Below are 26,374 nucleotides of genomic sequence, written 5' to 3' on the forward strand. Positions count from 1 at the left end.
GGCGTCACTTCCTGACCACCCATCGATGCGGGAAGCTGACATTGCCAAAGCCAGGCTGGGCGCTGACCGGTCGATCGTCGAGCAAACCGGGCATGACATCGAACACAGCGGCCGTCTCGACATGGTCTTCGACCACCCTGTCGTCCGCCACCAGCGCTACGTCAATCCTGTAGCGCCCTGGTCTCAGCATAAGGCTGTCCACATGTACCGTGTAGACTTCGCCGTGACGGTCATGCAGGGATTGCTCCCGGCTATCAAATGAGGTCACAGGATCCCCGAGATCATCAATGATAGTCACAAGGCACTGCAATGTTTCGCGCGGCCCATCAACCTGAAGCCGAAAAGTTGCCGGCTGCCCGGACGCGACGGGACCCATTTCATTGAAAACTTCGATGCCGACCACACGGAGGCGGCCGCGCCCGGTGCGCGTGGATCGCACACTCAGATCGGTTCCTGCGCGGGCCTCAAGCGTCTGGAGATAATCCCGGACCACGTCCTGAGTCGGGCCGTCCGCCTGGATCGTCCCGCCGTCGATAAGGATTGCGCGGGTGCAAAGTCGCTGTAGAACCGGCATCTGGTGACTGACGATCAGCACGGTGCGGCCTGTCCCGGCGATGCTCGCTGCCTTGGCAATGCATTTCTTCTGGAACGTGGCATCGCCGACGGCCAAGACCTCATCGACCACCAGAATGTCGGGATTGACGTGGGCGGCAATCGCGAAGGCCAGACGCAAGTACATGCCGCTTGAGTATCGTTTGACAGGCGTATCGAGAAACGGCTCGACCCCGGAGAAATCCACGATCTCGTCAAGCTTGGAATTGATCTCGACGCGCCGCATGCCGAGTATGGCCGCGTTGAGATAAATGTTCTCACGGCCGGTCAGTTCGGCATGGAACCCCGTGCCGACCTCCAGCAAAGCTCCCAGCCGTCCATGTATCGTCGCGCGGCCGGAAGTCGGCTCCACGATCTTCGCCAGTATCTTGAGAATGGTGCTCTTTCCTGCACCGTTGGGACCGATCACGGCAAGGACTTCGCCTGCGTGCACCTCGAAGGAGGCGTTTTTCAACGCCCAGAACGGCTCGTCCGCACCTTTGCGGTGGCTTGTATCGGCCTCCCCGCGAAGACCCCGCCTTTTGCTGGCGAGCGCGTCTCGCAGCGTGGGGAAGCTGTTGTTCGCCACACCAAGTCTATACGCCTTGGAGAGATTGGCAGCCTGGATCACGATGTCGGTCATCACTCAGATCAGGTCCGGAAACGCGCGTTCGGATTTTGAGAAGATAGTCAGTCCGGCAACGAGAAGGGCTAGCGAGGAGAGCGTTGATATCGAGATCATGAGCCAGTCCGCAGGCGTGCCCAGCACGCTCCAGCGGATGGCTTCGACTGTCCCAACCATTGGGTTCAGACCATAGAGCGGCCGCCACAATTGAGGGACGAGATTGGCTGGATACACGATCGGGGTCATGAACAGAAGTATCTGAAGGCTGAACGGCAACAGATAGCCCACATCGCGAAAGCGAACGTTGATCGCCGACAATGCCACGCCCACTCCAGTCGCTGACGCAGCCATTACGAGCACGAACAGCGGCAAGAAGACTGCTTGTGGTGCCGGCCAGCTTCCGAATGCCAGCATGGCGGCGAACAAAAGAGCGAAGCCGACGAGCATATCGGTCAGGCATGAGGCCATCGTGGAGATGGGAATGATCAGACGCGGGAAATAGACGCGTTTCACCAGCTCCTGGTTTCTGACGAGGCTGCCCGTCATGCTGGCGACGGCTCGCGAAAAAAAACTCCATGGCACAAGCCCACACAGAACAAATAGCGGGTATGGCGCGCCGTTGGACGAAATGCCTGCGAGCTTGCCGAAGAAGATGCTGAAGACCGACATAGCAACGAGCGGCTGCAGCATTGCCCAAAGGATGCCCAGATAAGTCTGCCGGTATTTGACCTTGAAATCACGCCAGGCCAGGAAGAACACAACTTCCCGATATCGCCAAAGCTCGGAAGGTTCGAACAGTCCTCGCTTGCGGGACGGATCGATGATTGTCACGACAGCTGATTGCGCGCCTGTCTGGTCCGACACGATGATGGCGTCCGCCTCCCTTGACAGCCCCATTGAGGCTTACATTTCCGCGCAGTGCAATCAGCACTTTTGATGGTGCCTGCCGTTCACGAGCCTCACCATTCGAGAGCGCATAGCAGCCGCCCTCAATGCTCGACCAGATCCTCCGGAGGCGCGAGATCGCGCCGCATATCCCCGTTGTTCGATAAGTCCAACCAGACGGAGGGCATTTCTCGCACACGGACTTTACGTTCGATCCGGATGCGAACGAACACCTGCCCGGGCCGTCTGAGTTTCTACCGCTATTCTCCCACCTGTGCTGGGTTGTCGAGGATACATTTCCCTATTGAACTTGTGGTGATGTTATGCCCATCGAAGATAGTCAGGCTACAGAAATCTTTCGTTTTTACAGTGTAGTGTATGCACTGCACCGCTGGTGACAGGGTCCTTAAGATGTGCCATTGTCCAATGGGGTGGTACTATTTGCGCGGATTTGGGTTGTTCGGGCGATGCGCGTTGCGCGAACCATCATTGCGTGGAGGGAGTGACATCTCATTGGCAATTCAGACGGCTTGACGAGTCAGCGTTCATAGCTCCTGAGCAAGCTGCAAAGCTTTGGGTCGGAAATGAAAAGTGTTCTTGTCGCGGGAGCAGCCGGGTTCATCGGATCCCACCTGGTTGATCGACTGTTGTTAAGGCAAGAAATCAATCGAATTGTTGCTGTTGACAATTTCTGGACTGGTACTCGTGCCAATCTGGATCATATCGCCGACCCTCGCTTGGTCGTGGTAGATGTGGCTGTTGAAGATTTTCAGCAGGGGAGCCTTTTTGACGAGATCTATCATCTCGCCTCGCCTGCTTCGCCTCCCTGGTATATGCAAGATCCGGTACGAACCATCTCGGCCAACGTAATAGGAACTATGCGGCTTCTGACCCTTCTTCGCGCCGGGGGCCGTTTCTGTTTCACGTCCACGTCTGAGGTTTACGGCGATCCGCTGGTAACGCCGCAACCGGAAACTTACAGGGGCTCCGTTGATTGCACGGGGCCGCGTTCATCGTATGACGAAGGTAAGCGTTGCGCCGAGGCCCTGCTTTTTGAGAGTAACCGATTGAGCGGGCTCGACATTCGAGTTGCAAGATTGTTCAACGTCTACGGACCTAGGACACGACCTGACGATGGACGTGCAGTATCAAATTTCATCACGAATGCGCTGTTCGGCAAACCTATAGTCGTTTTTGGCGACGGCTTGCAGTCGCGGAGTTGGGGATACGTCAGCGATATCGTGGACGGCCTAGAACAATTCTTCTGGGGGGAGGAGCATGGTTATATTGGTCCCCTGAACATCGGAAACGATCGCGAGATTTCCGTTGTCGATGTTGCCCGTTACGTCGCGGGCTTGGTGCCAGGCACCAAAATCGTGCATGTTGATCCGATCCCCCAAGATCCGACGAACCGCTGTCCGGACTTAACTCTAGCGCGGAGGATCATCCCCGGCTGGGCCTGTCAAATACCTCTTGAAGAGGGTGTGCGCCTCACCCTGGACTGGTTTCGCCGCCAGCAACAGAACGATTTGTCCAGTGTGTCCTCAGACTCGATGGTTGCCGCATCGGTGTGAGTGGGATCCGCCCGATAAAATGTGACCGAAAAAGGGGAGAAATGTGCTCGCCGCAATCCGGTTCCTTCGACCAACGTCGCGGTATGTTCAACCGGCCAGTTCGATGCTGTGAACGCGCGCTTCTGTGCATCGTTCAGGGCCACCGAAGGCGACATACAAGTGCGGGAGGCTCCTCCCGCGGCAATGCATGCTTCCTCCAACGCATGGTCGGCAACCTTATGGGTGTTCGAGCGGCGCGGATGGCCTTGGCGACGATCCCAGTTCGTGATGGTCACTCACATCTTGCGCTGGCAGGTAATAAAGCCCGTACGACCGGACGGCTGGGCGATCAGAGGCAGTGGCATGTCTTGATCAGGAAGATTACTCCCACGGAGTAAGGCAGGGCTAAAAGCCCCAAGGCGATCCAGAAGCCGGGTTCGGCCATTGCGGCGAGATCTGACAGAAGTTGCTTCATGTCGCCTCAGTCCTCGCCCCTGATCGCTCCGCATCCGATCCACAAGGAAAGCCCGCTCTTGAGGGAGGGGGAAGCGGGCTCTTGGCTGGGGCTTATGGCCCAGCAGCACGGCGGACTTGAATTTGTACTGCGCCGGCTGCTGTCCAAACCGTGATCGGGCAGCTTTGTTCCCCGTCGTCGGCTATGGTCCTGGGCGCAGCCCGTGGTCCCGCCGAAGCGGCGGTCTATCTCAAAGCATAGAGATAGGCGGCGATGTCACGCGCTTGCTGCTCGGTGATGCCGGTGGATGGCATGGCGGTGTGCGGATTAATGTCCCTTGCTGACCGTATCCAGCGGATCATGTTCTCCGGATTGTTAGCCAGCACACCGCCAACATAGATCCTGTCAGATAGACTGGCGTCCAGGCGTGGGCCGACGTGGCCTACCGCACCGGGTACACCGGTGATGGTGTGGCAGCCGGCGCAGCCATTCGCCAGCATGATCGGTATCGCACGTGCACCGACGCCGCCGGTAGCGGCATCCGCCTCTTGCTGCACCCGACGGGCTCGGTCGGCCCACAATGCGAGCGCGCCGCCCGCGACGACCAGCAGAATGCACACGGCGATGATCAATTTAGATGGGCCAGGGCGCATGCGCGACCTTCCTGGTTCCGCTCGTCGTTATCCAGAGGCCGGCCAGCAATAGCGCTGCCCCGCCATAGATAAGGCCGGCCGGGACCCACATAACGAGCCCGGCAAGCTGCTGGTCCTCGATCGGGCTTAAATTCCACACTGCCGCCCCGGCAGCATTCTCCGGGTACCAGAGCTTCGGCGATAGAAGAAGCAGGACGCCGAGCAGGCCGGTGTGCAGGGAGGTGAAGAAAAGATGCATCACGGCATTTCCATAGGTCTGCTGTTGGCTTGGGCGCGGCAGCAACGCCCACCAGAAGAGCAGGCCTGTGCCGAGGAAGCTCGCATGTTGGGCATAGTGCAGCACGCCATGCTCGAGCGCTGCCTCAAACAGGACCGGAATGTGCCACACCCATATCGCGATCCCGTGAACAATCGTTGCGGTGACAGGCCGGCTCGCAAAGGTCCAGAGCGCTCGCAGCGATTTGCCATGCCCAACCATACCCAGGGCACGCCGAAACGTTACGGGAAATGCCCACAGCAGAGCAGGGGCGGGGCAGGCGATGACCAGCAGCGGCGCCGCCACTGCCATCAGCAACTCGTGCTCGATCATGTGCGCGACAAACAGCCGCTCGCCGAGAGCATGGATCGGACTGACCAACGCTGCCGTCAGTACGCTCCAGCCGGCGGCAAACAGCAGCGCCTGACGCATCCGTAGCGGACGGCCGCGAGTGCTGCGGCGCCACAGCCGCATCGCACCGGCCATGTAGATGAGCGCGACGGCCGTCAGCGGGGCCGTGATGGGAAGCGCAAGTGTCCATCCGGCCTCGGGCGCGCCGGAGGCATAGCAGATCGAGGTGGAGAAGAGCGTGGCCAGGTTCATCGCAGACACTCGTCCAGGATAAGTGCGGCGCTTCCCTGCATGATGATGACCAGTGCAAACAGGAGAGCCGCCAGCATGCCGAGATCGGCGACGAAATGCTCGGTACCGCGCGTGCGTTCTGCTTTGAAAGCAGCGCCGCCTTGCCGCTTTGCCTGCCAGGACAGAGCACCGCCCAGAAGCGAGAACAAGGCGAGCAGCAACGCTAAGGGAAGCACGACCGGCACCTGGTGATTGCATTGCCAGGGAACCAGCGAGTAGTTCAGTTGCGTCGAGACCGCCCAAGCCAACGGGCCCGACAAAAGCCCACCCCAGGAAGTTCCCAACCGGACCGCGCGCATGTCAGCCGAGCCTCGGTACCCAGTAGATCAGCAGATAGATCGGAAGCCAGGTTGCGACCACGAAATCCCAATAGAAAACATTGTCGCCGACGTCGCCGAAGCGTCGCCCGCTATAGCCATGGCGCGTGAACATCAGCACCGTCAGCACGATCGTATCGCCGACATCTGTTATCAGATGCGTGGTGTGGAGCCCGAGCAGCACCCAAAGCATCGAGCCGTAGGCGTTCGTATCCCAGTAAACGTTCAAGGCCGGAAACTCGAACCAGCGCACAAGGAGCGGGGCGAGGCCGAGCAGCGACATGACAACCAGTCCGATCCGCACCGGCACGATGGCGCATTGCTTGGCATAGCGATCGAGGATGTGGTTCGGCACCAGGCTGGCGATCAGCAGCAGCGTGACGATCGTTCCTGGCCAATGGTTCGGCTGCGGTGCACTCAACGGCCATTCAGGCCAAGAGACCGCCAAGTAGAGATAGGCGGCTGCGGCGAGCGCAAAGCCGGTGCCCTCCAGAGCCATGAAAGCGAGCGTGCCCCACCAGGTCGGGCTGCGCGGACCATGCCCAAAGGTGGGGAGACCGGAAACATCTGTGACGGGACGCTCGTTCATTCCTCGTCCTCCGGATCACCTTTTGGCCAGAACCAGCCGATCAAGGTGACGGCGATTGGCAGGGCGCCCCACACGATGGCCCAGGGGGTGAAGATCGAATAGAGAAACGTGCCGCCTACGGCGAACGCTGCAAAGAGCGGCCAGATCGACGGTGTCGCCGATTTCTCGCGAATGTCGGGATGGGCTTCAGCGACTGTCGAGACCAGCAGCTCGCGCGCGTCGACGCGAAGCCCGGTCGCTACGGGAAGAGCGTCGCGCTCGGCCCAGAGTGGCTCCGCGTTGGTGACGACCGGAATGCGCGCGAAATTATAGCTCGGCGGCGGCGAGGGCGTTGCCCATTCCAGGGTGCCGGCCTCCCAGGGATTGTTGCCTGCCGCTGCGCCTTTCAACGCGCCATGCACAAGATTGAAGGTGAACAGGACGAAACTCAGGAAGAAGACCACCGCGCCTGCTGTTATGAACAGGTTGATGTTCCCCCAGCCAAGCTCGGCCGGATAGGTGTAGACCCGTCGCGGCATGCCCCACAGCCCCACGATGTGCATCGGGAAAAAGGCGGCGTTGAAGCCAATGAAGGCCAGCCAGAAATGCAAGCGGCCCAGGCGCTCGCTCATCATTCGGCCGGTGACTTTAGGAAACCAGAAATAGGCCGCACCCAGCAGCGGGAATACCGATCCGCCGATCAGCACATAGTGGAAATGCGCGACGACGAAGTAGGTGTCGTGCACCTGCAGATCCAGCGGCACGGAGGCCAGCATGACGCCGGTGAGACCGCCGATGACGAAGATGAAGAAGAAGCCGAACACGAACAACATTGGCGTGCGGATCACCGGTCTGCCGTCCCACATCGTTGCCAGCCAGCAGAAGATCTGTACGCCGTTGGGAATAGCGATCATCATGCTGGAAGCGGTGAAGAAGCTGGCGCCGAGCTTGGGCAGGCCTGTCGCGAACATATGGTGGACCCACAGGCCAAAGGACAGGAAGCCGACCGCGATCAACGACAGAACCATGCCGAGATGGCCGAACACCGGTCGGCGGGCGAAAGCCGGGATGATCGAGGAGACCATGCCGGTCGCCGGCAGGAAGATGATGTAGACCTCGGGGTGACCGAAGAACCAGAACAGATGCTGGAACAGCAAGGCATCACCGCCTTCGGCCGGGTTGAAGATGTGTGTGCCGACCAGCCTGTCGAGGATCAGGAATGTCGAGGCGATCATCACCGCCGGCATTGCGAAGACGACGACAAAGGAGGTGACCAGCATCGCCCAGACGTATAGCGGGATCTTGTCCAGCGACATGCCGGGAGCACGCTGCTTCAAGATCGTGACGATCGTCGCCACTGCCACAGCCAGTGAAGACACCTCGGTATAGGTAATCATCTGCGCCCAGACGTCGGCGCGCTTGCCAGGGGCGAATTCGGGACCGGACAGCGGCACATAGGCGAACCAGCCGACGTCCGGCGCCATGTTGAGAGCGAAAGACACCCAGGCGAACAGGCCGCCCGAAAGATAGACCCAGTAACTGAACGCATTCAGCCGCGGAAACGCAATGTTGCGGGTGCCGACCATCAGCGGCACGAGATAAATGCCGGTCGCCTGCACGATCGGTACCGCGAACAGGAACATCATCGTGACGCCGTGCATGGTAAACAGCTGGTTGTAGAGGTCCGGCCCGATCAGCCCACGCTGTGGTCCCGAGAGCTGAACACGCATAGCTACTGCGTTGAGCCCGCCCAGACACAGAAAGATAAAGGCAGTGATCAGATAGCGCCTGGCGATCACCTTGTGGTCGACGCTCGAAAGCGCGCCGGCGATGCCGGGGGGCGTACGCCAGGTGCGCTCCAGCCGCCGCTGGAGGTCGGCTTCCTCCATGCCGGTATCGCGCGGTCCGTCATGCTCGGGAGCGAGATCTCCCTTTGCTTGGGCTTCCGCCCGCAGGTCGCGTCCGCTCGTCAGGTCGGCGCTGGTCATTTCAGCCCCTCGAGGTAAGCGACGATGGCATTGAGCTCGTCGCCATTGAGAGCCATTACAGGCATGTGGGAGCCGGGCTTGATGCCTTGCGGATCGGCGATCCAAGCGGCGAGATTGCCGCGGCTCATCGTCAGCGTTCCGGCTGCGAGAGTTTGCCGGCTGGCTATATGGGTAAGATCGGGCGCTACCGTGCCGCCTGCGGCTGTGCCGCCGATCCTGTGGCACATCACGCAGGGCCGCTGGAGGAAAAGATCCGCGCCGGCCTTGGCTTCGGCATTGGTCGGAGCGGCGGCAGGCCGCAACTGGTCGTCCAGCCAGGCATCGAACTGCGGCCGCGGCTCGGCAATGATGAAGGTGCCCATGTTGGCGTGCTGCGCGCCGCAGAACTCAGCACATTGACCACGATAGACGCCTGGCTTGTCAGCCCTGATGTCCAACACATTCATATGTCCGGGGATGAGGTCGAGCTTGCCGGCAAGGCTCGGCACCCAGAAGGAGTGGATTACGTCTGTTGAAGTCAAAAGAAGCCGAACCGGCTCGCCGGCCGGAATGTGGATTTCGTTCGCCGTCGTCAGGATGCGGCTTGGCTGGGCATTCTCGTAGCGCACTTCCCACCACCATTGGTGGCCGGTCACGCGGACCGTCAGCGCCTCATCCGAGCCGATCCCGGCAAGCGTCCTGTTGGCGAAAAAGCTCAACAGGGTCAGCCCAATTAGAATCGCCGCAGTCACCCCAACCGCGGTCAAGACCACGCGCATTTTGCGATGTTCGGAGGCGAGGTCGAGCACGAGCGGATCTTTTCCTGTTCGAACTCGCTGGAACAGGGTAGCGACCAGCACGACCATCACCAGCATCCACACGGCCGCGCACAGGGCAGTGAAAAACCAGATCAGCCAGGCTAGCTCGCCCGCGGCCGGGCCTTTCGGATCGAGAGCGGACTGCCAGCCGCTGCAACCTGAAAGCGCCAGGAGAGCGGCTGCGCAACACGCTTTGGGAAAAAATCGTTTCACGGCGATTTCCCCAGCGTCGCGGCATCGGGGAGGCGATTTTCCGACGGATGGACCATCATGTCGTCGTTACGCTGCGGTGCGGCGGAGGAGGGGGCGTTGCCGCTCAGCGAACGTACGAAGGCTGCAAGCTCCCAAATCTGATCATCGGGTATCTTGTTTCGGAAGCTAGGCATGCCGTTAGGCCGCCCGTCCCGGATCGTTGCGTGGATACTCTCGATCGAGCCGCCGTAAACCCACTTCTCATCCATCAGCGCCGGTCCCATGCCGCCACCGCCATTGGCATGGCACCCCGAGCAATTGAACCAGCTGAACAGGCGCTTGCCCTCGCTGAGATGAAAGGCGTTGGCCTCGAAGCTGGCCGCCTTGTTGTCGCTCGGGAGCGGCCTTTGGCCGCCTGGCTCCAGCGTAGTCACCGGCGTTGGCTGTTGGCCGGACCCAAGGGCCGATTGCGGACGTGTGTCGCGCTCTTCCCGCTGGCAAGCGGCAAGGGCCAGCATCGCCGACAAGAGCACGGTGAGGTTCCGCCTCATCGGTCCGCGCTCCCGCCGGTATCAAGGCGCGGCACACCGTATCGGGCCAGGGTCGCGTCGATCTCAGCCTTGTGCTTGGCAAGGGCTGCATCCACTTCGTCGCGCAGCGCGTCATCCCCGCGTCGGACGCCCATGGAGATGTCGTAGACCATTGGCAATTGAGGCCCGTCGATTCGAGGTGTCACGGGCGTGATGCGCAGCGGTGTCTTCTGCTTGGCGGCGAAATAACCAGCGAGCGGGCCCCAGACGACGGCAACATCGATCTCGCCGCTGGCCACCGCCTCGACAATGCGCGCGGGCGGGTTGGGAGCCGAATAGTCGCCATAGACTGGATAGCCGACGAGATGACCGACAATGCCGCGGCGGCCGAGTGCCTGGACCGGTGGGGAATTGGCCCCGTCATCGCCGATGAGCTGCACGCCGATGCGCAGAGTGCGCAGGCCTGGATCGTTGAAAGACGTGATCTCGGGACTATCCCGCCGCGTCACGAAGACATAGGTCGAGCGGTAATAGGGAGCGGTGGCGCGGAGAATTTCGAGATTGGCGGGGGTGCCAGGTATGAGATCGCACAGGCCTGCCTTGAGCGTGTTGCGAACGAAACCGCGGCGTTGGGCCCACCAGGTATAGGAAAGTCTTGCATCCAGTTCTTTGGCGATGATCTGGGCAATCTTGTTTTCGAAGCCCTGTCCAGCGGCGTTGGAAAACGGCATGTTGTTAGGGTCGGCACACACCTTGAGTTCACGGGCGTCGGCGGCAACCGCGAAGAGCAGCGAGGCAAACGCTACCACCGCGGCCACAAGACGCCCGTTCGCCTCGCGTCTTCGAACTGTCTTCAACTCGAAAGCATCAGGGGAGCCGGAACACATAGAGCGTGCCTCCCGCCGTGGTCGCGTTCTTCAGGTCTTTCATCGCATTGACGAAGCCGAGCGCGGCGGTAGCGTCGCGCGGGTCGAGGTCGCCCGATACGATCGCGCCGGCCCAACCGCCGACGCCCGACAGGATCGCGACGTATTGGTGCCCGTCGGGGCCGCGATAGGTGACCGGCTGGCCGATGATCCCGGACGAGGTCTTGAACTGCCAAAGCAATTCCCCTGTCCTTGCGCTCACAGCTTTGAACCAGCCCTCCATTGTGCCGTAGAACACGACGTTGCCGGCGGTGGCGACCGCGCCACTCCACACCGGAAAATTCTCTTTAAGGTTCCAAGCCGGCTTTGCGGCCGCGATGTCCCAGGCGGTGAAGGCACCGCGGTTGCCACCCGGGCCCGGGATCATGCGCACATTCATGCCGACATAGGGGGTGCCGGCGATGTAGTTCACCTCGAGGCCCTCTTCGTCCATGCACAGATTGTTGTGTGGAATGTAGAGCAGTCCTGTCTTCGGCGAGAACGCAGATGGCTGCCAATCCTTGAGCCCGGATGCTGTCGGGCAGATATCCCGGATCACCCTGCCGGTGCCGGTTTTCTTGTCCGGGTTTTCGATCAGGCGCCCGGTTTTCAGATCGACGCCCTTGCTGGAATTGACGGCCCCATAGGGTGTCGCTGACAGGACTTCCCCGGTGGTCCGATCCAGAATGTAGAGATAGCCGTTGCGCTCCGGGCGGACGAGCACTTTGCGCGGCTTACCCTGCCAATTCATATCGAGCAGGATCTGCTCGTTGATGCCGTCGTAGTCGTGCAGGTCGTGCGGGCTCCATTGGTAGAACCATTTCGCGGCTCCGGTATCGGGATCGCGCGCGAAAATCCCGGAGGTCCATTTGTTGTCGCCGGGCCGAAGGTCCGGATTCCACGGCCCTGGATTGCCGGTCCCGTGATAGATCAAGTTGAGGTCCGGATCGTAAGAGATCCAGCCCCACATGTTGCCGCCGCCGATCTTCCAGGCTTCCGGCGGCCATGTGGTCACGCCAAGGTCCTTGCCCTTGTCCATGTCGTAATGCGGCTTGAAATCCGGCCCGATCAGCACGTCCTTGTCCGGTCCGGTGCCGTAAGCCGTCCAGACGACATGTCCGTCGCCCGCGTCCAGCGCCTTGACCCAGCCGCGCACACCCATCTCGCCGCCGGAATTGCCGACCAGCACTTTGCCCTTCACCACAAGCGGCGCCATGGTTATGGTCTCGCCGATATTGATGTTGCCGACATGCGCGTTCCACACCGGTTGGCCAGTGGCGGCATCCAGCGCGATCGTGTGACCATCCAGCGTGTTGAAGAAGAGGCGCCCGTCGGCGAAGACCGCACCGCGGTTGACGACGTCGCAGCAGGCAACGCCCTGCGCGGCAGGCTCAGGATTTGGCTCGTACTTCCATTTCATCGGCGCGCCCGGTTTGGAAAGATCGAGCGCGTAGACGATGTTTGGAAAAGGCGTCACGATATACATCGTGTTGCCAACCACGAGTGGCGCCGCTTCCTGACCCTTGTTCACTCCGGTCGAAAAAGTGAAGGCAACTTGAAGGTTCTTGACATTGTCCTCGTTAATGTCCGCCAGTTCGCTGTAGCGCGTCGAGGCATAATTCTTAGCCGGCATTGTCCATTGGCCGTCATCAGGTGGCGCGGCCGCGGCGGGCGGTGTGATGGCGGGTGTCACCGCGGACTGCGCGGCCGCGGCGTTCAGCAATGAGCAGCCTGCGGCCAGCACCAGCCACTTCAACGGCCTAAAGTCGAAACCGCGGCCCCTTTCCGCTCCTCGGCCGTCTGGTGTCGCAGATGCGTATTTCCCCGCCACTTTCAGAGATCCCCTCATTTGCGGATCGAACCTCCCACTCCGGCGCCGAGTTCCGCCGCGACGTCCGCCTCGGTTCCTGCGCACAACGGATGACCCCAACCGGAGGCGCTCTTTCCGCCAGGATCGAGATCGTAGACGATGGCGTCCTTGGCGTTGGCGTTGACGCCCGCCGGAACCTTGTCCAGGCCCAGGGCCGCACGCAGCCGCCAAGCGACATTGTGATCGGCGCACGAGGAGTCGCCGCTGACGCCAAGCCCGCCGACAATCGTTTTGCCGTCGTAGAGAGCCAGGCCGCCGCCAAATGCCACGACGCCGCCGATCGGCTTGCCAACCAGCGGATCGCTTGCACTCCCAAAGGTCTTGCTATCGCCGGCATAAGCGGCTGCCTGGTTGACAGGATTGGTAAGCTGCAAGCCGAACAAGGGGCCACCCGGCTGAACAGAAGCATATAGATTCGCCGTCGAGAGAGCCAGCTGGGCAACGCTGAGCCCGTTGGCCGTGCTGGCCTTTTCGGCTGCGATCAGCCGGCTGCCGGGCCACTGCGCATCGCTGGTGGGGCCGCTGAAAGCAACGGCGCAAACTGTCCCGTCACGCGTAACGATCGCCGCCCATTCATTGGTCTCGAAGCCGCCATTGGCGGGGCCTCCGCTTGCTTTGACGTTTGCCTTGAGGGCAGCCAGGAGCTTGGCGTGGTCGGCGGGGCAGGGTAGCTGTGCCCAGGCCCTGCTTTGCAGCAATGCACAATTAACGAGTACCAGGAGGCTGAAAGCCAGGGAGGAAAGCTGTGGGCGACCCATGATCCGGAGCATTCGTTGAACACAATGTGGAAAGTGGGAGCGCTCGCAGAGCAAGGAATCCTCGCCCGATCCCTTGGCAAACTGAGCTATGTTCCCACACTTTCAATGGAACTCGGACGAGGCCCCTATGTTCCTAGTTCCTGAAATTATGATGGAAGGCACAGACGTTGCGACCATGGGCAGCAGCTCATTCTGCCGCCGACCGTGAGCGGGCCGATATAGACATTGCCGGGCCAAACAGCTCGACCAGCTCCTCACCGCTCTCCGCACCTATGGATTTTCGACGCCTGAAAGTGCAGACGCTATGCACAAGGTAACCGAACCGACGGACAGGCGGTTTTGCGCCCAGGCCACAGACCTGGAACCGCATTATGGCATCATGTGAGCCTGATGCGCATCCATCGCTCCCATGTTCTGGCTGAGATGGTTCATGATCCACACCGAGCCCAAAACGACCAAGGTCACGATCAGCACACCGAAAGCGAGCGCGAGCACGTTGTTGGTGTTGTCAGGTCCTGTCGTCAGGTGCAGGAAGAAGACGAGATGGACGCCCATTTGTGCGATGGCAAGCACCGTCAGGGCCGAGATCACGGCCGGCTGGTAAATTAGATCGGTTTGTGCCGCAATGAAGGACGCCACTGACAACAGGATTGCCAGGCCAAAGCCCAGCAGATAGCCGGAAAGGCCTCCCGCCACCTCGTGTTCCTCGCTGCGTTCTTCGCCTGGTGCGGAATCGCGGCGGTCAAGCATGTCCTCGTTCCGGCTGTCCATTTCGCTCATGATGACGCTCCCAGCAGATAGACCAGGGTGAAGATGGCGATCCAGATGATGTCGAGCGCGTGCCAGAACAGGCTGAAGCAGTGAAGCCGGCGCAATATGTCGGGACGAAAGCCTTTTATCCAGAGCTGCGCCATCATGGTGCCGAGCCAAAGCAGGCCAAGTCCAACATGAGTTCCGTGGCAGCCCACAAGGGCGAAGAACGCGGACAGGAAGGCGCTGCGTGATGGGCCCGCCTGCTCATTCACCATGGCCGCGAATTCCTGCACCTCCAGGAACAGGAAGGCTGCACCAAGCAGGCCGGTCACCAGCAACCAGAACTGGGTGGCGGCCATTGACCGGCGGTGGGTCGCGAGCATCGCAAGGCCGCCGGTGAAACTCGAGGTGAGCAGCAGCGCCGTCTGTGCCGCGACGCGCGTCAACTCAAACAGCTCCTTGCCTGTTGGCCCCCCCGCCGCCGAATTGGACAGGACGGCATACGCGGCGAAGAAAGCCGAGAACATTATGATGTCCGACAACAGGAAGATCCAAAAGCCGTAGGCAACCGTGACGAACTTCGAGGCCGGGCCTCCCTCGCCGTGGCCGGTCGCCGAGAACACGTGATGGCCATGCCCTGCGGTGCGGCCCAGCCGGTAGGGATCGCGCGTTGCGGTGCCGGCGGGGATGTCGCTCATGCCACACGCTCGCGTCTACGCATCCAGGCAAGCTGGGCTGCCTTGCGGTCAAGATCGATGCGGCCGACCTCCTCGGCAGGGATCTCGTAATCGCCATGCTCGCGCCAGGCGAATACAACGAAGGTGGCATAGGCTCCGATGAAGCCGACAATCGCCAACCACCAGATGTGCCAGATGAGCGCGAAGCCAATCAGAGTGCTGAAGAAGGCGGTGACGAAGCCTGTGGGGCTATTGCGCGGCATCTCGATCGCCTCGTAGTCCTCTTCGGTCTCCTGACTCTGCTCGTCCATTGCCCTTTGCTTGACGGTCCAGTAGGGCTCCTCGTTTTCGACATGCGGCAGCCGCGCGTAGTTGAAGACGGGCGGCGGCGAGGATGTCGACCATTCCAGCGAGCGCCCGTCCCAAGGGTCGCCGGTCTCGTCGCGCAACTCGTCGCGATGCCTGATCGAGACGACAAGCTGCGTGACCTGGCATGCGGCGCCGACGATCATCACCACGATTCCGAAGGCCGCCACGACAAGCCACGGCGCCCACATATCCATGTCGATATGCTGAAGGCGGCGGGTCATGCCGAGAAGGCCGACGATATAGAGCGGCACGAACACCAGAATGTAGCCGGCAAGCGTGACCCAGAACGCCGCCTTGCCCCAACCCTCATGCAGCCGGAACCCGAAGGCTTTCGGGAACCAGTAGGTGAAGCCGGCAAAGGCCGCGAACAGCACGCCCGAGATGATGACGTTGTGAAAATGCGCCACGAGAAAGAGCGAATTGTGCAGCATGAAATCGGCCGGCGGAACGGCGAGCAGCACGCCGGTCATGCCGCCGATGATGAAAGTGGTGACAAAGCCTAGCGCCCACAGCATTGGCGTTTCGAAGCGCACGCGCCCGCCATACATGGTAAAGAGCCAGTTGTAGATCTTGACCCCGGTGCCGACGGCGATAACCGAGGTGGCGATGCCGAAAGCCGCATTGACATCAGCGCCGGCGCCCATGGTGAAGAAGTGGTGCAGCCAGACCATGAAGGAGACGATGCAGATGAACATCGTCGCCGCAACCATCGAACGATAGCCAAACAGCGGTTTCGACGAGAAGGTCGAGAAGATCTCCGAATAGATCCCGAAGGCGGGAAGCACGAGGATGTAGACCTCGGGGTGACCCCAGGCCCAGATGAGATTGACGAACATCATCTGGTTACCGCCGGCTTCGTTGGTGAAAAAATGGAAGCCGAGATAACGGTCGAGGGTTAGCATGGCGAGGGTTGCGGTAAGGATAGGGAATGCGGCGACGATGAGCATGTTGGAGGCAAGCGAGGTCCAGCAGAACATCGGCATGCGCAGATAGCCCATGCCTGGCGCGCGCATCTTGAGGATGGTGGTCGCCAGGTTGACGCCCGTGAGCAGGGTGCCGACGCCGGAGATCTGGATCGACCACAAATAATAATCGACGCCGACGCCTGGCGAGTAGGTCGTCTCCGACAGCGGTGCATAAGGTAGCCACCCGGTGCGCGCGAACTCGCCGACGACGAGCGAAATGTTGACGAGCAGCGCGCCGGTCGCGGTCAGCCAGAAGCTCACTGAGTTCAGCGTCGGGAAGGCGACGTCGCGGATGCCGAGCTGCAGCGGGATGACGAAATTCATCAGCCCAATGACAAAGGGCATCGCGGCGAAGAAGATCATGATCGTGCCGTGGGCCGAAAAGACCTGGTCGTAGTGCTCCGGCGGCAGGTATCCCGGCCCGTGGATGGCGAGCACCTGCTGGGTGCGCATCATGACGGCGTCAACGAAGCCGCGCAGAAGCATCAGCGCCGCCAGCACGATATACATGACGCCGATCCGCTTGTGGTCGACGGAGGTTATCCACTCATGCCAAAGATAGGGCCAGTAGCCTTTGATCGTTACCCAGGTCAGAACGGCGGCGGCGGCCAGGAAGACGATCAGGGCCGCGCCGAGCGGAATAGGCTGGTCAAAGGGAACGGCCGACCAGTCGAGCTTGCCGAGCATCGTCATCCTCCTTCATCGTGCTGGTGAGCCATGGGCGGCGCTCCCGCCTTGGGCTCAGCTTTCGGGCTCACCTGCGGCTCTCCGGCGGCGGTCGCAGCAGGTCCCGGCCCCGGAGGTAGCGTCTGGCGCACGACCGCATCGAACAAGCCCGGCTGCACATGGCCGAACGAGGATGCCGGCGCGTTGATGCTTTGCCTGGCAAGCTGGCGATAGGCGCTGGCGTTGAGCACGCCGCCTCCGCCATGCAAGGAGGAGGCCCAACTGGCGAAGGCGTCAGCCGAGACTGCCCTGACACGGAAATTCATGTCCGAAAAGCCATCGCCACTGAAATGCGCCGACAGGCCGAAGTACTCGCCCTCGCGATCAGCCTGCAGGTTGACCTCGGTCTGCATGCCGTTCATAGCATAGACCATGCTGCCGAGCTGGGGCACAAAGAAGGTGTTCATGACGCTGGCCGAGGTCAATCTGAAACGCACCGGCATGCCGGTTGGAATAACCAGCTGGTTGACCGTTCCGACACCTTGATCGGGATAGAGGAACAGCCACTTCCAGTCGAGCGCCACGACTTGGATTTCGAGTGGCGGCCGGCTGGAGTCGATCGGCTTGCGAGGATCGAGATGGTACGATCCATAATAGATCAAGCCACCGAGGAAGAGGATGGTCAGCGTCGGAATCGACCAGACGATGAGCTCGATCCGGCCGGAATAGGTGAACTCTGGATCATACCGAGCCCTGCGGTTCGAGGCACGGAATATCCAGGCGAAGGCAAGCAGCGCGACCAGCGTCGGAATGACGATGACCAGCATCACGGCCATTGAGTTCAGGAGAATCGTGCGGTTCCCCGCGCCGACCGGTCCCTGCGGGTCGAGCACACCTCCCGCGCAACCGGACAGGGTTACCGCCGCAAAAATCCAGAAAAGCGATGGGCCTCGACTACAACGGTGTAACACTGGAAAACATCATAGCCAGCCGCCGTCCCCGGGATCAGTACCTGCATAACTGAGGCGCGGGCTGCTTGTTCCGCAAAGGCGCGCTTTCGTCTCCAACGGCGAAGAGCGCTACGTCGAGATGACGGAGCGTCTCGCGCGCCCCACGCTCCGATCTCAACTTGTTCTACGTCAGCGTTACGGCAAGCTAACGTGCTGCAGGCTGGATGCTCTTCCTGCGGAAACGGACAGCAAATGTCCAACTCGGGGGTACCGCCGGTGCTACGGCGAACGCGAGCCCTACAAGATGCAACCCAACCTCGGGCGAGACGCCGTTGCGCGCTGGGACGTTTCGCGATCACGCAATATCGGTTGGCTTGGCTCTTAAAGGTTCCGCCCCCGTGTGCTCCTCCCCGGCGAGCTGTTGAGCCCGCGGCTCGCGATCCGCGTCGGCACGTCTCCGATTGCCTGCTATGTAGGTGCGATTTCAGGCAACCAACTCGAGCTGCCAGCATTGATTTGGGATAGTCTCGGGAGAAATGCCATGCTGCAATTCAACCTGCCTCGAGAAGTTGCAATCGGTGATGAAGTTGCCCTGACGAGTACGGTCATGGACATGCTTCCCAGTGGGCGCGCCAGGGTGAGCATCCCCTCCTATGATCGTCCTTATGCGATCGATGCTCCCCCCAGAACTCACGTCGGAGACAAAGTCGTTCTTGTTGGGGACGTCACTCGGGTCGATCCTGAAACCAACAAGCTGAGCGTACGGATTGACTGTGGCGGGGTGGTTACCGTCCACAAATCGGCGATCATAAGGCTCAAGAAAAATTGCGCGGCCCGAAATGGCTGACGCATCACCCCGCGACGCAAAGCTCGCCAACGAGGCCGAGCTCGCGGGATGGGATTATCCACGCCATCTCGCCGCGCCGGCCCTACCGACGGGCTGCGCTTGATGAAGCTTGACCTCATCGGCGAGGTGGCCGAACTCGCGCGTTATATCGGCTACTGGAAGCCCTATGCGACGAGCCATGAAGGGCTTGACGCCAACCGCGCAATCCAGACCGGGGTCCGCAACGCGGTGTTGGCACTGGCGGAAGCGGCCAAAGAACGGCGTGCAGGGCAGTTTCCACCGATCGTGACATCAATCGGGACAGGCCACGACGCTCCGCGTCCGATATGGCGTGACGGATGAGGGAGATGCCACACTGGGTTCGCGGTACCTGGATTCTCTTGAAGGACGCCGTCACCGGCTTCATCGACGATAATGCGTTGAGCCACGGGGCAGCGGTGGCTTTCTACGCCACGACATCGCTGGCGCCGATCCTTCTGATCGTCGTGGCGATCGCCGGTCTGGCCGTGGGCAAGGATGCGGCCCAGCTCGCCCTGTCAGCGGAGATATCCGGCGCGATGGGCGCGCAGAGTGCCGATCTACTCAAGGCGACGATCGAGACGGCTTCGCACCGATGGTCCGGGACGCTTGCCACGCTCATCGGATTGGTGACGCTCTTCTTCACTGCCTCCGGTGTTTTCGGTGAGATGCAACAGTCGTTGAACGAGATCTGGAAGGTAAAAGCCGACGGCCTGTCGCTTTCGCGCCTGGTGCGGGCGCGCGCGGCAAGCCTCGGCCTGGTTGCCGCGTTGGGCTTCATGCTGCTGGTATCGCTGGCGGCAAGCGCAGCGATCACCGCGCTGAGCGATGTCATCAATCACCACCTGCCGTTCGGCGAACTGGTGCTCAGCAGCGTCAACACCGTTGTCTCTTTCTTGCTAATTGGGCTGCTCTTCGCGGCGATCTACAAGGTCTTGCCGGATCGCACGCTCAAATGGCGCGATGTTGCCGTCGGTTCGGTGGTTACTGCGTTGCTGTTCACCATCGGCAAGTCGCTGATCGGCTGGTATATCGGCACCAGCGCGATAGCGACTTCCTACGGAGCGGCAGGCGCGCTTATGGTGGTGCTGCTTTGGGTCTATTATTCAGCGCAGATATTCCTCTTCGGTGCAGAAATTACGCGCGCTTACTCGGTCAGGCGCGGAAGCCGGCCAGACCTTGCGCCGGTAGTGGCGTTGAGCGGCGACAAGATAGACACGCCGCGCCGGCCTGAGGTGCATGACGGCGAGATCGCCGCATGGATTGTGGTAAGCAGCCTGATCACCGCGCTGCTCTCGCATTTGTCGCGGCGAAAGCAGGATTGACGCCGCGCGGGGGCACCGTTGGCATGGAAAGCCGCACCATCCGTGATGCGATCGCGTGCGTCGATGCTGATCAGGCGGGCGGAACGGAACGATCCGGCTGACGTTTGTGCCAAGGATCGGCGCGACAGGAGGACTGCATGGCGGCCCCACGAGCAGTTTGGAAAGGGTTTCTGAAAGTCGGGTCCGTGTCGTGCGGAGTGAAGCTTGTGGGTGCAACCAGTGAGGCATCGAAAATCCACTTCAAGATTTTGAATCGGAAAGATGGATTGCCCGTCAAGGCTGCCTATGTTGACGAAGAGACGGGCGATGTCGTCGATAGCGAAAACCAAGTCAAAGGCTACGAGGCAGACGCGGGCGATTTCATCAAGGTCGAACCGGACGAGATCAAAAAGCTAAAGATGACGTCTGAGCACACGCTTGAGGTCGACGAGTTTGTCGCCATCAAGGATATCGATACGCGCTACCTGGAAAAGCCTTATTACCTGATCCCTGCCGACGGTGCTTCCACCGAGGCCTTCTCCGTGCTGCGCGAAGCGATGGCCAAGAAGGGCGTGGCGGCGCGGTCCTGCGTGGTGCTGTACCAACGCGGGCGCGAAGTCGTGATACAGCCATATGGCAAGGGAATGCTGCTTACCGAGTTGCGGACCCATGACGAGATGATCTCGGAAGAGACCGTATTCAAAGACCTGGAAAGCCATGAATATGACCAGGAACTGCTCGAAATCGCAGGCCTGCTGATCGACAAAAAAGTGACCAAGTTTGATCCGTCGAAATTTGAAGACACCTACGAGGATGCGCTCATCGCGTTGATCGACGCAAAACGCAAGGGCAAGCAGCCGCCCAAACCGGTGCCCCCGCCCAAGGAGAACGTTATCGATCTGGCGTCGGTTCTCCGCAAGAGTCTCGCCAAGGAAGGCATCAAGGACCGCCCCAAAGCCAAAGCCGGACGCAAATCGGCATAGTCGCGGATCTGGTTGTCTGCTTTCTTCGAATTATGACCGAAAACGATCCTGTGCCGGGATCAGAAAAGATCGATTGGTCGCTCGGGCTCGGGGCTTCCGCCCGAGTCATTCGCGCGGTGCAGGGGCGCGTCGCCTTTAACCCCAAGATGCACGTCCCATCGACTGCGAAAAGGCGGGCTTTGCAGACAGGCGGTGACGGCTGCCGCCCCTCCAGTCAATAATGTGCTTCTTTTCACATGGAGATACTCACCGAAAGATACATTGATCAAATCATATTGTTCGATTTTGGGGTCGAAAGGGGAATCGCCAACATATGCACGTCGCAATAAGGAGAATTGGACGAGATGCAATTCATTGGGATAAATTGCACATAACGCAATGACTCGATGAATTGTAGGTTGAGCGGGCAACAAAGGCATTGCGAACATCTGTCGTCTTGTCTGTGATTTAACCATAGCTGGTACACGAAAAGGCAATTGGTGATCGTCGGGCCGGGCTAGCGCTATTCCTCCGCGGTTTGGAGATGGTGCGTCCGCTCCCGAATGTGCCCAGCGTCGCGATACAAGCGGCGTGAGTTGGATGTCCAAGAGAGGGCTTGCAGTGCACCAACGTGCATATCTCGACGAGTGTTGGTGTTGCCGGAACCGTGGTCGACCAGGCAGGGAGAACTCAGATGTACACTCATATCCTCGTGAGCACGGATGGCTCCGACGTCGCCAGGAAGGGCGTTGAGCAGGGGATAGCCCTGGCGAAAGCCTTGGCTGCCAAGGCGACAGTTGTCACGGTCACGGAGCCAATGCTGATTGACTATGGAACCGGATTTACCTCCGGGTCTATTCCTTCGCAGGAGGAGGTTGATAGTTTTGAGGCCGCGAGCAAGGAATTCGCAGGGCAAGTCCTCGATCAAGTCAGGGAGGCAGCCGACCGGATGGGGGTTTCCGCAGAATTTCTACATGTCCCGGATACCTACCCGGCCAAGGCGATTATCGACACCGCCAAGTCACGAGGCTGCGACCTGATTGTGATGGCTTCCCATGGCCGTCGTGGCATCAGAAAGCTTTTGCTGGGAAGCCAGACGTCGGAGGTTCTCGCGGATGGAAGTGTGCCTGTATTGGTCGTGCGGTAGCCAAACGAAACCGGAGAAGCGCCGGCTTCCTCTGCGCTCAAGCTTCCGGAGAGACGGTGTCCTGTGACGAGGATGTCTCCACGCGTCGGCCTCGGCATTTAGAGGTGCCGCGCAATGGCATTCATGATTGCCGCAGGCTAGACAACGATAACGCGCGCGCCGTTGCGCACCGTTCCGAAGAGTTCAAAAATATGCTCGTTCAACATCCTGATGCAGCCGGATGATGCAGCTTTTCCAATGGTCCACGGCTCATTGGTCCCATGAATGCGATACAGCGTGTCCTGGCCATTGCGATACAGATACAGCGCCCGGGCGCCGAGAGGATTGTTTGGGCCTCCCGGAACGCGCTGCGGCAAGCTCGGATTACGGCGTCGCATGTTGGCGGTGGGGGTCCAGGTCGGCCATTGGGCTCTTCGTTCAACGATGGCTTCTCCACCCCATCGCTGTCCATCCCGACCGACAGCGATGCCGAAGCGGATCGCCCTGCCTGCGTCTTCGACATAGTACAGGAAGCGCTCCTGCTTGTTGATTAGGATTGTTCCGGCGGTTTCCCTACCCAAGTAAGGCACTGTTTGCCGACGGAATTGCCGGGGGATGCGCGTCTTGTCTACGAGAGGGATGTCAAAAGGCTTATCTGGAATTCTCCCGATATACCAACTCTTTTGGGAAGCTTCCGCATGCCCGGACAGCGCCAGAAATGATATTCCCCCAACGATCACGGATCGTCTGCTCAAAGAATTCACCAAATGAACCTCCGAAATTTAATGACTTCTTGGCTGGCATTTTATGAGCTTCGATGAGCCTGCGCTATCGGGACCAACACTTCTGACATCGGCCTCTCCGCTGAGGGTGCAATCTCTTATGTCATACGAGCGCCTCGTCAGACTGCGTGGTGTTCCCGGCGGGCAGTTCGAACCGGCGCCCAATCTCCAGCTTCGCCAAGGAATGGGTTCACTCTTGTCTTCGACAAGATTACCTCAGCCGAAGACTCCAATCACGTAGTCGAAAGCTGATGGCTGAGAAGGCAATTGTTGGCCAGGAGGCTGTTCAGAGAAGGTTTGCCGTTGTTCGACCGCTCCGCCAACGGAGGGTGCTTGAGGCCCAGCCAGCCCGCCTCCCGCGCCTCTTTGGGCGAGATTCCGAACTCGCGCCTGAATGTCCGGCTATATGTCGAGGGATCCATGAAGCCCCACTCCTCCGCAATGCTCGAAATCGGGCGTCCATCCGCGATGTTTCCGAGCGCGTCCCTCGTTTTCAGCAGCCGCTGTCGCCGGATATAGTGCGAGATTCCTCCGGCTGGTTCGAAAATCCGATAAAGTCGAGAGCGTGAAATGCCGAGGTCTTGCGAGAGCTTTCCCGGTGTCAGATTCCGGTCGGCCAGATTGGCTACTATGATCTTGTTCGCGCGGGCCATGATGACCGCGTCGATCGGCTCCTGTGCTTCGAAAAAGTGATCCCGGGACGGGGAAATGCACGCGGCAAGCAGGCTGGTGGTCGCCGATGCGACATACGGGACGTCGCTTTCCGTGCGATGGGGGAAGGAATGATAGAGCAGCAGAACATAGTCGGCGACGAATGCGGCCATCTCGGGCCGGATATCGAGCGTGAAGGGTTGCGAGAAGGCGAAATCCCGCGGAAGGAATAGCGCAAGGACACCGTCATCCTCACCCTGGTCTTCATGGGGTGCACCCAGGCATTGCCAGCGCAGCTGTCCCATTCTTGGCGTGCCGCCGCCCGCGGGGATTGTCTGGGGCACCGAAAGAGCCCAGTGGTCGAACACCGGACTCTTTCTGCTGCGCCACCGCCGACGGTACCCCATCCCGGGATATTCGATGAAAGCCAGCACGAGGCTCTCCAACCGCCACGCCCGCTCGCGCGCAGAGAACGAGCCGAACTCGTCTCGCAGCAATTCGACGTCGGCTATATTTGAGTGCCAACTCCGGAAAAGGTCGAATTGCTCGGGCGGTGGCGCCTGCGAGGTATCAACGTCTACGACGCATCTTAGAGGTTCTGGGGTCCCGATCGTTTCGCTTTCGCTGACAATTGATGGCTTGTCTTGCATTGAGGCAAACTCATTGCTTGAAAGAGGGTGACGGCAACCCCATGGAATTCTCGATCAAGAGACCAGACGTATCGGGCTCATCCCCGGCGGATGTAGCCGCGGCGAGATCGAGGTTATGGGACTTGAAATCCTGACACCCGCACCTGCTTGGGTGGTATAGAACCAGTCGACAAGAACATCTCGCCCAGCCAGCAGAATCGATGATGTGCGGATGTCGGCAGCGTGTATGGCAACTGCTCCAGCGATCGGCTCGCCAAGAGTATCGCTTCGTACTGTTACCTCCATCACAAGCTCCTATCGAGCTAGCAGATCAACAATGAACGATGTGCTTTTCGCAAGGAGACGGTCCTGACAATTAAAAATCCAGAGTGGAGTTATCGAAAATCGTGATGCTAATGACGAGGACACGGCCGAGCTTAAACGGTCATCGATTTTTGAAAAATATGCGAGGAATCCATAATATGGGTTTGACGTATATTTCTTGTAGCTTGTGGGATGATCTCCAGGCGCCCCGACCTCTGCCAGGAATCCGTCACTGTCTTGAAGAAAGGGACAATCCCAATGAATTGTTGATCAGAAGGTTGCTCAGGATGCCAGCATCCGCGAGGGGCTCATCCACAGTCAGCCAGGTCGAATGCTTGACGCCCTGCCACCCGAGTTCGCGCGCTTCCCTTGGAGAGATGCCGAACTCTGTTTTGAACATCCGGCTGTAGGTAGACGGATCTTGGAAGCCCCATACTTCGGCAATGCTGGAGATCGTTCGCCTGTCCGAACTGTCCGCTAGAGCGTCGCGCGTTTTCAGCAGCCGCTTGCGCCGCACATAATTGGACACACCGCCCACCGGCTCGAAAATCCGGTAGAGACGGGAGCGTGAGACACCGACCGCACGGCAGAGTTTGTTGGGCGTCAAGTCGGGATCGCTCAACCTCTCTGCGATACGCTTGGCAATCCGAGCGGCAGACACCGCGTTCACAGGCCCTTGCGCCTCTGCCAGATGATCTTTTGTCGGCATAAGAGCAGCCGCGGAAATGTTGGCAGTCGCGGTGACGATATGGGGCAGATCCGCTTCTCTCAAATGAGGAAGTGAGCGGTGCAGCAGAACGGCGTAGTGCGCAAGAAAATCCAGTGCCTCGTCGCTGGCTTCGATTTTCGATGATCTGGTTGCCGGCCATGTGCGGGGCAGAAACAGTGTGATGAACAGATCATCGTTGCTCACTCCAACATCGGGCAAGGCCAGACACCTCATGCGGGGCCGACGAGATATCATCTCGCCGGCAGCAGACTGCGAGAACGGCACGGACAGCATCCAGTGATCCAACAGGGACCGTCTGCGATGTTCCCATTGTATCTCGTAGCCGGAGCCTGGGATTTCGATGGAACTCAACGCCAGATCGCCCAACTGCCATACCTGATGACGAGCCGGGAACACGGCGTGCTCGGCCCGAAGAAGCTGTATTTCGGCAACCCCAGCAAACCATGATCGATAGAAATCAAACTGTTCGGCTGGGGGTGCCGACAAGCTATTTACGTCGATGGCGCATCTTAGAGGCTCATCCGCAAAAGGGTCGGTGGGAATGCCGGCAGCGGTTACTCTCGCGTCCATAACAAACTCCTGTCGTACATGAGACGCCGAAGTATAGGCAGCTCAAGAGGTCGGCAGGCCGTTTCCCGCAAGGAAACCGACAATAAAACACACCCTCAACCTGCCGCCGCGGATGAGATTGATTTTGAGGCAATCTTAAGCCGGAGATGCTCCCCTAGAGTGGGCTAGGAATCCCAAACGTAGACAATGCGTTTATTTCTCGTGGAAGCTGGGACAGCGTTTTCGCATCGTATTTACCCTTGCGACTATGGCCATTCTCATCGGCGCCGAGCGCGCCATGTGGAGTGACCTTGCGTTTCTCTTGCTTGCGACCAACCGGTCGGAAGGTTTGTTGCGGCCCCACTGAGGTCGCGCCATCAGAATCTCCTGACGGCCAACCAATTTCTATCCACTTTCCGACGGAGTGCCCGAAAGCTCTCGGATTGGGGTGGTTCAGCAGGCAACTAGGCCGAATGCGGGCTGCACAT

Annotated in this window: 26 protein-coding genes; 6 read left to right on the forward strand and 20 right to left on the reverse strand. The window is 59.9% G+C overall.

Annotated elements, in window-relative coordinates:
* Nucleotides 1-4: 4 nt before the first annotated feature.
* Together FJ959_RS13685 and FJ959_RS13690 are read right to left on the reverse strand one after the other, a co-directional pair.
* Nucleotides 5-1,234 (reverse strand): ABC transporter ATP-binding protein, encoded by a 1,230-nt coding sequence (locus tag FJ959_RS13685; protein WP_140565690.1) that lies wholly within the window; start codon nt 1,232-1,234, stop codon nt 5-7.
* A 3-nt stretch (nt 1,235-1,237) separates the two neighbouring features.
* On the reverse strand, nt 1,238-2,113 hold the full coding sequence (locus tag FJ959_RS13690) for an ABC transporter permease (RefSeq protein WP_140565688.1): 876 nt from the start codon (nt 2,111-2,113) through the stop codon (nt 1,238-1,240).
* Nucleotides 2,114-2,685: 572 nt separating this feature from the next.
* Here FJ959_RS13690 and FJ959_RS13695 point away from each other — a divergent pair.
* Nucleotides 2,686-3,675 (forward strand): NAD-dependent epimerase/dehydratase family protein, encoded by a 990-nt coding sequence (locus FJ959_RS13695; RefSeq protein WP_140622719.1) that lies wholly within the window; start codon nt 2,686-2,688, stop codon nt 3,673-3,675.
* A 328-nt stretch (nt 3,676-4,003) separates the two neighbouring features.
* On the opposite strand, the gene FJ959_RS32490 is transcribed toward FJ959_RS13695, so the two are convergent.
* The 15 genes from FJ959_RS32490 to cyoA all read right to left on the reverse strand — a co-directional run bounded on the left by FJ959_RS32490 (nt 4,004) and on the right by cyoA (nt 17,985).
* Complete coding sequence (locus FJ959_RS32490) at nt 4,004-4,129, reverse strand: hypothetical protein (RefSeq protein WP_263486168.1); 126 nt, start codon at nt 4,127-4,129, stop codon at nt 4,004-4,006.
* A gap of 224 nt (nt 4,130-4,353) precedes the next feature.
* Nucleotides 4,354-4,740 carry a c-type cytochrome gene (locus tag FJ959_RS13700; RefSeq protein ID WP_224618831.1) on the reverse strand — a complete coding sequence of 129 codons (387 nt, stop codon included), beginning with the start codon at nt 4,738-4,740 and terminating at the stop codon, nt 4,354-4,356.
* Nucleotide 4,741: 1 nt separating this feature from the next.
* Nucleotides 4,742-5,620, reverse strand: a complete 879-nt coding sequence (locus FJ959_RS13705) for a cytochrome c oxidase assembly protein (RefSeq protein WP_140630354.1) — start codon at nt 5,618-5,620, stop codon at nt 4,742-4,744.
* On the reverse strand, nt 5,617-5,958 hold the full coding sequence (locus FJ959_RS13710; protein ID WP_140500656.1) for a hypothetical protein: 342 nt from the start codon (nt 5,956-5,958) through the stop codon (nt 5,617-5,619). The genes FJ959_RS13705 and FJ959_RS13710 overlap by 4 nt, the downstream gene beginning before the upstream one ends.
* Nucleotide 5,959: 1 nt before the next feature.
* A complete protein-coding gene (locus FJ959_RS13715; RefSeq protein WP_140500655.1) occupies nt 5,960-6,565 on the reverse strand; it encodes a cytochrome c oxidase subunit 3 in 606 nt (201 codons plus the stop codon).
* On the reverse strand, nt 6,562-8,532 hold the full coding sequence (gene ctaD / locus FJ959_RS13720) for a cytochrome c oxidase subunit I (protein ID WP_140630357.1): 1,971 nt from the start codon (nt 8,530-8,532) through the stop codon (nt 6,562-6,564). The genes FJ959_RS13715 and ctaD overlap by 4 nt, the downstream gene beginning before the upstream one ends.
* Complete coding sequence (gene coxB / locus FJ959_RS13725; RefSeq protein WP_140630360.1) at nt 8,529-9,542, reverse strand: cytochrome c oxidase subunit II; 1,014 nt, start codon at nt 9,540-9,542, stop codon at nt 8,529-8,531. Before coxB ends, ctaD begins: the two co-directional genes overlap by 4 nt.
* Nucleotides 9,539-10,072: a c-type cytochrome gene (locus FJ959_RS13730; protein ID WP_140630362.1), complete on the reverse strand. Its 534-nt coding sequence runs from the start codon at nt 10,070-10,072 to the stop codon at nt 9,539-9,541. Before FJ959_RS13730 ends, coxB begins: the two co-directional genes overlap by 4 nt.
* Nucleotides 10,069-10,938, reverse strand: a complete 870-nt coding sequence (locus FJ959_RS13735) for a substrate-binding domain-containing protein (protein WP_140630365.1) — start codon at nt 10,936-10,938, stop codon at nt 10,069-10,071. Before FJ959_RS13735 ends, FJ959_RS13730 begins: the two co-directional genes overlap by 4 nt.
* Nucleotides 10,919-12,679, reverse strand: a complete 1,761-nt coding sequence (locus FJ959_RS13740) for a methanol/ethanol family PQQ-dependent dehydrogenase (RefSeq protein WP_263486167.1) — start codon at nt 12,677-12,679, stop codon at nt 10,919-10,921. The genes FJ959_RS13735 and FJ959_RS13740 overlap by 20 nt, the downstream gene beginning before the upstream one ends.
* A 122-nt stretch (nt 12,680-12,801) precedes the next feature.
* Complete coding sequence (locus FJ959_RS13745) at nt 12,802-13,638, reverse strand: heme-binding protein (RefSeq protein ID WP_246678925.1); 837 nt, start codon at nt 13,636-13,638, stop codon at nt 12,802-12,804.
* 315 nt (nt 13,639-13,953) lie between these two features.
* Nucleotides 13,954-14,364: a cytochrome o ubiquinol oxidase subunit IV gene (gene cyoD / locus FJ959_RS13750; protein WP_140517457.1), complete on the reverse strand. Its 411-nt coding sequence runs from the start codon at nt 14,362-14,364 to the stop codon at nt 13,954-13,956.
* The gene (gene cyoC / locus FJ959_RS13755) at nt 14,361-15,035 is read right to left on the reverse strand and encodes a cytochrome o ubiquinol oxidase subunit III (RefSeq protein WP_140500647.1); all 675 of its coding nucleotides are present in this window, start codon (nt 15,033-15,035) and stop codon (nt 14,361-14,363) included. The genes cyoD and cyoC overlap by 4 nt, the downstream gene beginning before the upstream one ends.
* Complete coding sequence (gene cyoB, locus FJ959_RS13760; protein WP_181170974.1) at nt 15,032-17,035, reverse strand: cytochrome o ubiquinol oxidase subunit I; 2,004 nt, start codon at nt 17,033-17,035, stop codon at nt 15,032-15,034. The genes cyoC and cyoB overlap by 4 nt, the downstream gene beginning before the upstream one ends.
* Nucleotides 17,036-17,037: 2 nt before the next feature.
* On the reverse strand, nt 17,038-17,985 hold the full coding sequence (gene cyoA, locus FJ959_RS13765; RefSeq protein WP_140630367.1) for a ubiquinol oxidase subunit II: 948 nt from the start codon (nt 17,983-17,985) through the stop codon (nt 17,038-17,040).
* Between the two features lie 520 nt (nt 17,986-18,505).
* Here cyoA and FJ959_RS13770 point away from each other — a divergent pair.
* From FJ959_RS13770 to FJ959_RS13790, 5 genes are all read left to right on the forward strand, one after another.
* Entirely contained in the window at nt 18,506-18,811 is a 306-nt protein-coding gene (locus tag FJ959_RS13770) for a preprotein translocase subunit YajC (RefSeq protein WP_140500644.1), read from the forward strand.
* 102 nt (nt 18,812-18,913) lie between these two features.
* Nucleotides 18,914-19,153 carry a hypothetical protein gene (locus FJ959_RS13775; RefSeq protein ID WP_140630370.1) on the forward strand — a complete coding sequence of 80 codons (240 nt, stop codon included), beginning with the start codon at nt 18,914-18,916 and terminating at the stop codon, nt 19,151-19,153.
* A 5-nt stretch (nt 19,154-19,158) separates the two neighbouring features.
* Entirely contained in the window at nt 19,159-20,154 is a 996-nt protein-coding gene (locus FJ959_RS13780) for a YihY/virulence factor BrkB family protein (RefSeq protein WP_140630372.1), read from the forward strand.
* Nucleotides 20,155-20,291: 137 nt separating this feature from the next.
* Nucleotides 20,292-21,116: a Ku protein gene (locus FJ959_RS13785; protein WP_140517447.1), complete on the forward strand. Its 825-nt coding sequence runs from the start codon at nt 20,292-20,294 to the stop codon at nt 21,114-21,116.
* A gap of 673 nt (nt 21,117-21,789) precedes the next feature.
* Complete coding sequence (locus tag FJ959_RS13790) at nt 21,790-22,242, forward strand: universal stress protein (RefSeq protein WP_140499425.1); 453 nt, start codon at nt 21,790-21,792, stop codon at nt 22,240-22,242.
* Nucleotides 22,243-22,379: 137 nt separating this feature from the next.
* On the opposite strand, the gene FJ959_RS32495 is transcribed toward FJ959_RS13790, so the two are convergent.
* From FJ959_RS32495 to FJ959_RS13805, 3 genes are all read right to left on the reverse strand, one after another.
* Nucleotides 22,380-22,985, reverse strand: a complete 606-nt coding sequence (locus tag FJ959_RS32495) for a L,D-transpeptidase (RefSeq protein ID WP_140521310.1) — start codon at nt 22,983-22,985, stop codon at nt 22,380-22,382.
* Between the two features lie 251 nt (nt 22,986-23,236).
* Complete coding sequence (locus tag FJ959_RS13800) at nt 23,237-24,088, reverse strand: helix-turn-helix domain-containing protein (protein ID WP_210239525.1); 852 nt, start codon at nt 24,086-24,088, stop codon at nt 23,237-23,239.
* 748 nt (nt 24,089-24,836) lie between these two features.
* Nucleotides 24,837-25,907, reverse strand: coding sequence for an AraC family transcriptional regulator (locus tag FJ959_RS13805; RefSeq protein ID WP_140499421.1), 1,071 nt, complete (start codon nt 25,905-25,907; stop codon nt 24,837-24,839).
* Nucleotides 25,908-26,374 lie beyond the last annotated feature (467 nt).

The sequence above is a fragment of the Mesorhizobium sp. B2-2-4 genome (assembly GCF_006442375.1).
GTDB lineage: Bacteria > Pseudomonadota > Alphaproteobacteria > Rhizobiales > Rhizobiaceae > Mesorhizobium.

Coding starts and splice junctions, on each gene's coding strand:
- FJ959_RS13705 (WP_140630354.1), bottom strand. CDS start 5,620: ATGAACCTGGCCACGCTCTTCTCCACCTCGATCTGCTATGCCTCCGGC.
- FJ959_RS13730 (WP_140630362.1), bottom strand. CDS start 10,072: ATGAGGCGGAACCTCACCGTGCTCTTGTCGGCGATGCTGGCCCTTGCC.
- FJ959_RS13775 (WP_140630370.1), top strand. CDS start 18,914: ATGAAGCTTGACCTCATCGGCGAGGTGGCCGAACTCGCGCGTTATATC.
- FJ959_RS13690 (WP_140565688.1), bottom strand. CDS start 2,113: ATGGGGCTGTCAAGGGAGGCGGACGCCATCATCGTGTCGGACCAGACA.
- FJ959_RS13780 (WP_140630372.1), top strand. CDS start 19,159: ATGCCACACTGGGTTCGCGGTACCTGGATTCTCTTGAAGGACGCCGTC.
- FJ959_RS13710 (WP_140500656.1), bottom strand. CDS start 5,958: ATGCGCGCGGTCCGGTTGGGAACTTCCTGGGGTGGGCTTTTGTCGGGC.
- FJ959_RS32490 (WP_263486168.1), bottom strand. CDS start 4,129: ATGAAGCAACTTCTGTCAGATCTCGCCGCAATGGCCGAACCCGGCTTC.
- ctaD (WP_140630357.1), bottom strand. CDS start 8,532: ATGACCAGCGCCGACCTGACGAGCGGACGCGACCTGCGGGCGGAAGCC.
- FJ959_RS13770 (WP_140500644.1), top strand. CDS start 18,506: ATGCTGCAATTCAACCTGCCTCGAGAAGTTGCAATCGGTGATGAAGTT.
- FJ959_RS13785 (WP_140517447.1), top strand. CDS start 20,292: ATGGCGGCCCCACGAGCAGTTTGGAAAGGGTTTCTGAAAGTCGGGTCC.
- FJ959_RS13805 (WP_140499421.1), bottom strand. CDS start 25,907: ATGGACGCGAGAGTAACCGCTGCCGGCATTCCCACCGACCCTTTTGCG.
- cyoD (WP_140517457.1), bottom strand. CDS start 14,364: ATGAGCGAAATGGACAGCCGGAACGAGGACATGCTTGACCGCCGCGAT.
- FJ959_RS13685 (WP_140565690.1), bottom strand. CDS start 1,234: ATGACCGACATCGTGATCCAGGCTGCCAATCTCTCCAAGGCGTATAGA.
- FJ959_RS13735 (WP_140630365.1), bottom strand. CDS start 10,938: ATGTGTTCCGGCTCCCCTGATGCTTTCGAGTTGAAGACAGTTCGAAGA.
- FJ959_RS13790 (WP_140499425.1), top strand. CDS start 21,790: ATGTACACTCATATCCTCGTGAGCACGGATGGCTCCGACGTCGCCAGG.
- FJ959_RS13715 (WP_140500655.1), bottom strand. CDS start 6,565: ATGAACGAGCGTCCCGTCACAGATGTTTCCGGTCTCCCCACCTTTGGG.
- cyoC (WP_140500647.1), bottom strand. CDS start 15,035: ATGAGCGACATCCCCGCCGGCACCGCAACGCGCGATCCCTACCGGCTG.
- FJ959_RS13695 (WP_140622719.1), top strand. CDS start 2,686: ATGAAAAGTGTTCTTGTCGCGGGAGCAGCCGGGTTCATCGGATCCCAC.
- cyoB (WP_181170974.1), bottom strand. CDS start 17,035: ATGCTCGGCAAGCTCGACTGGTCGGCCGTTCCCTTTGACCAGCCTATT.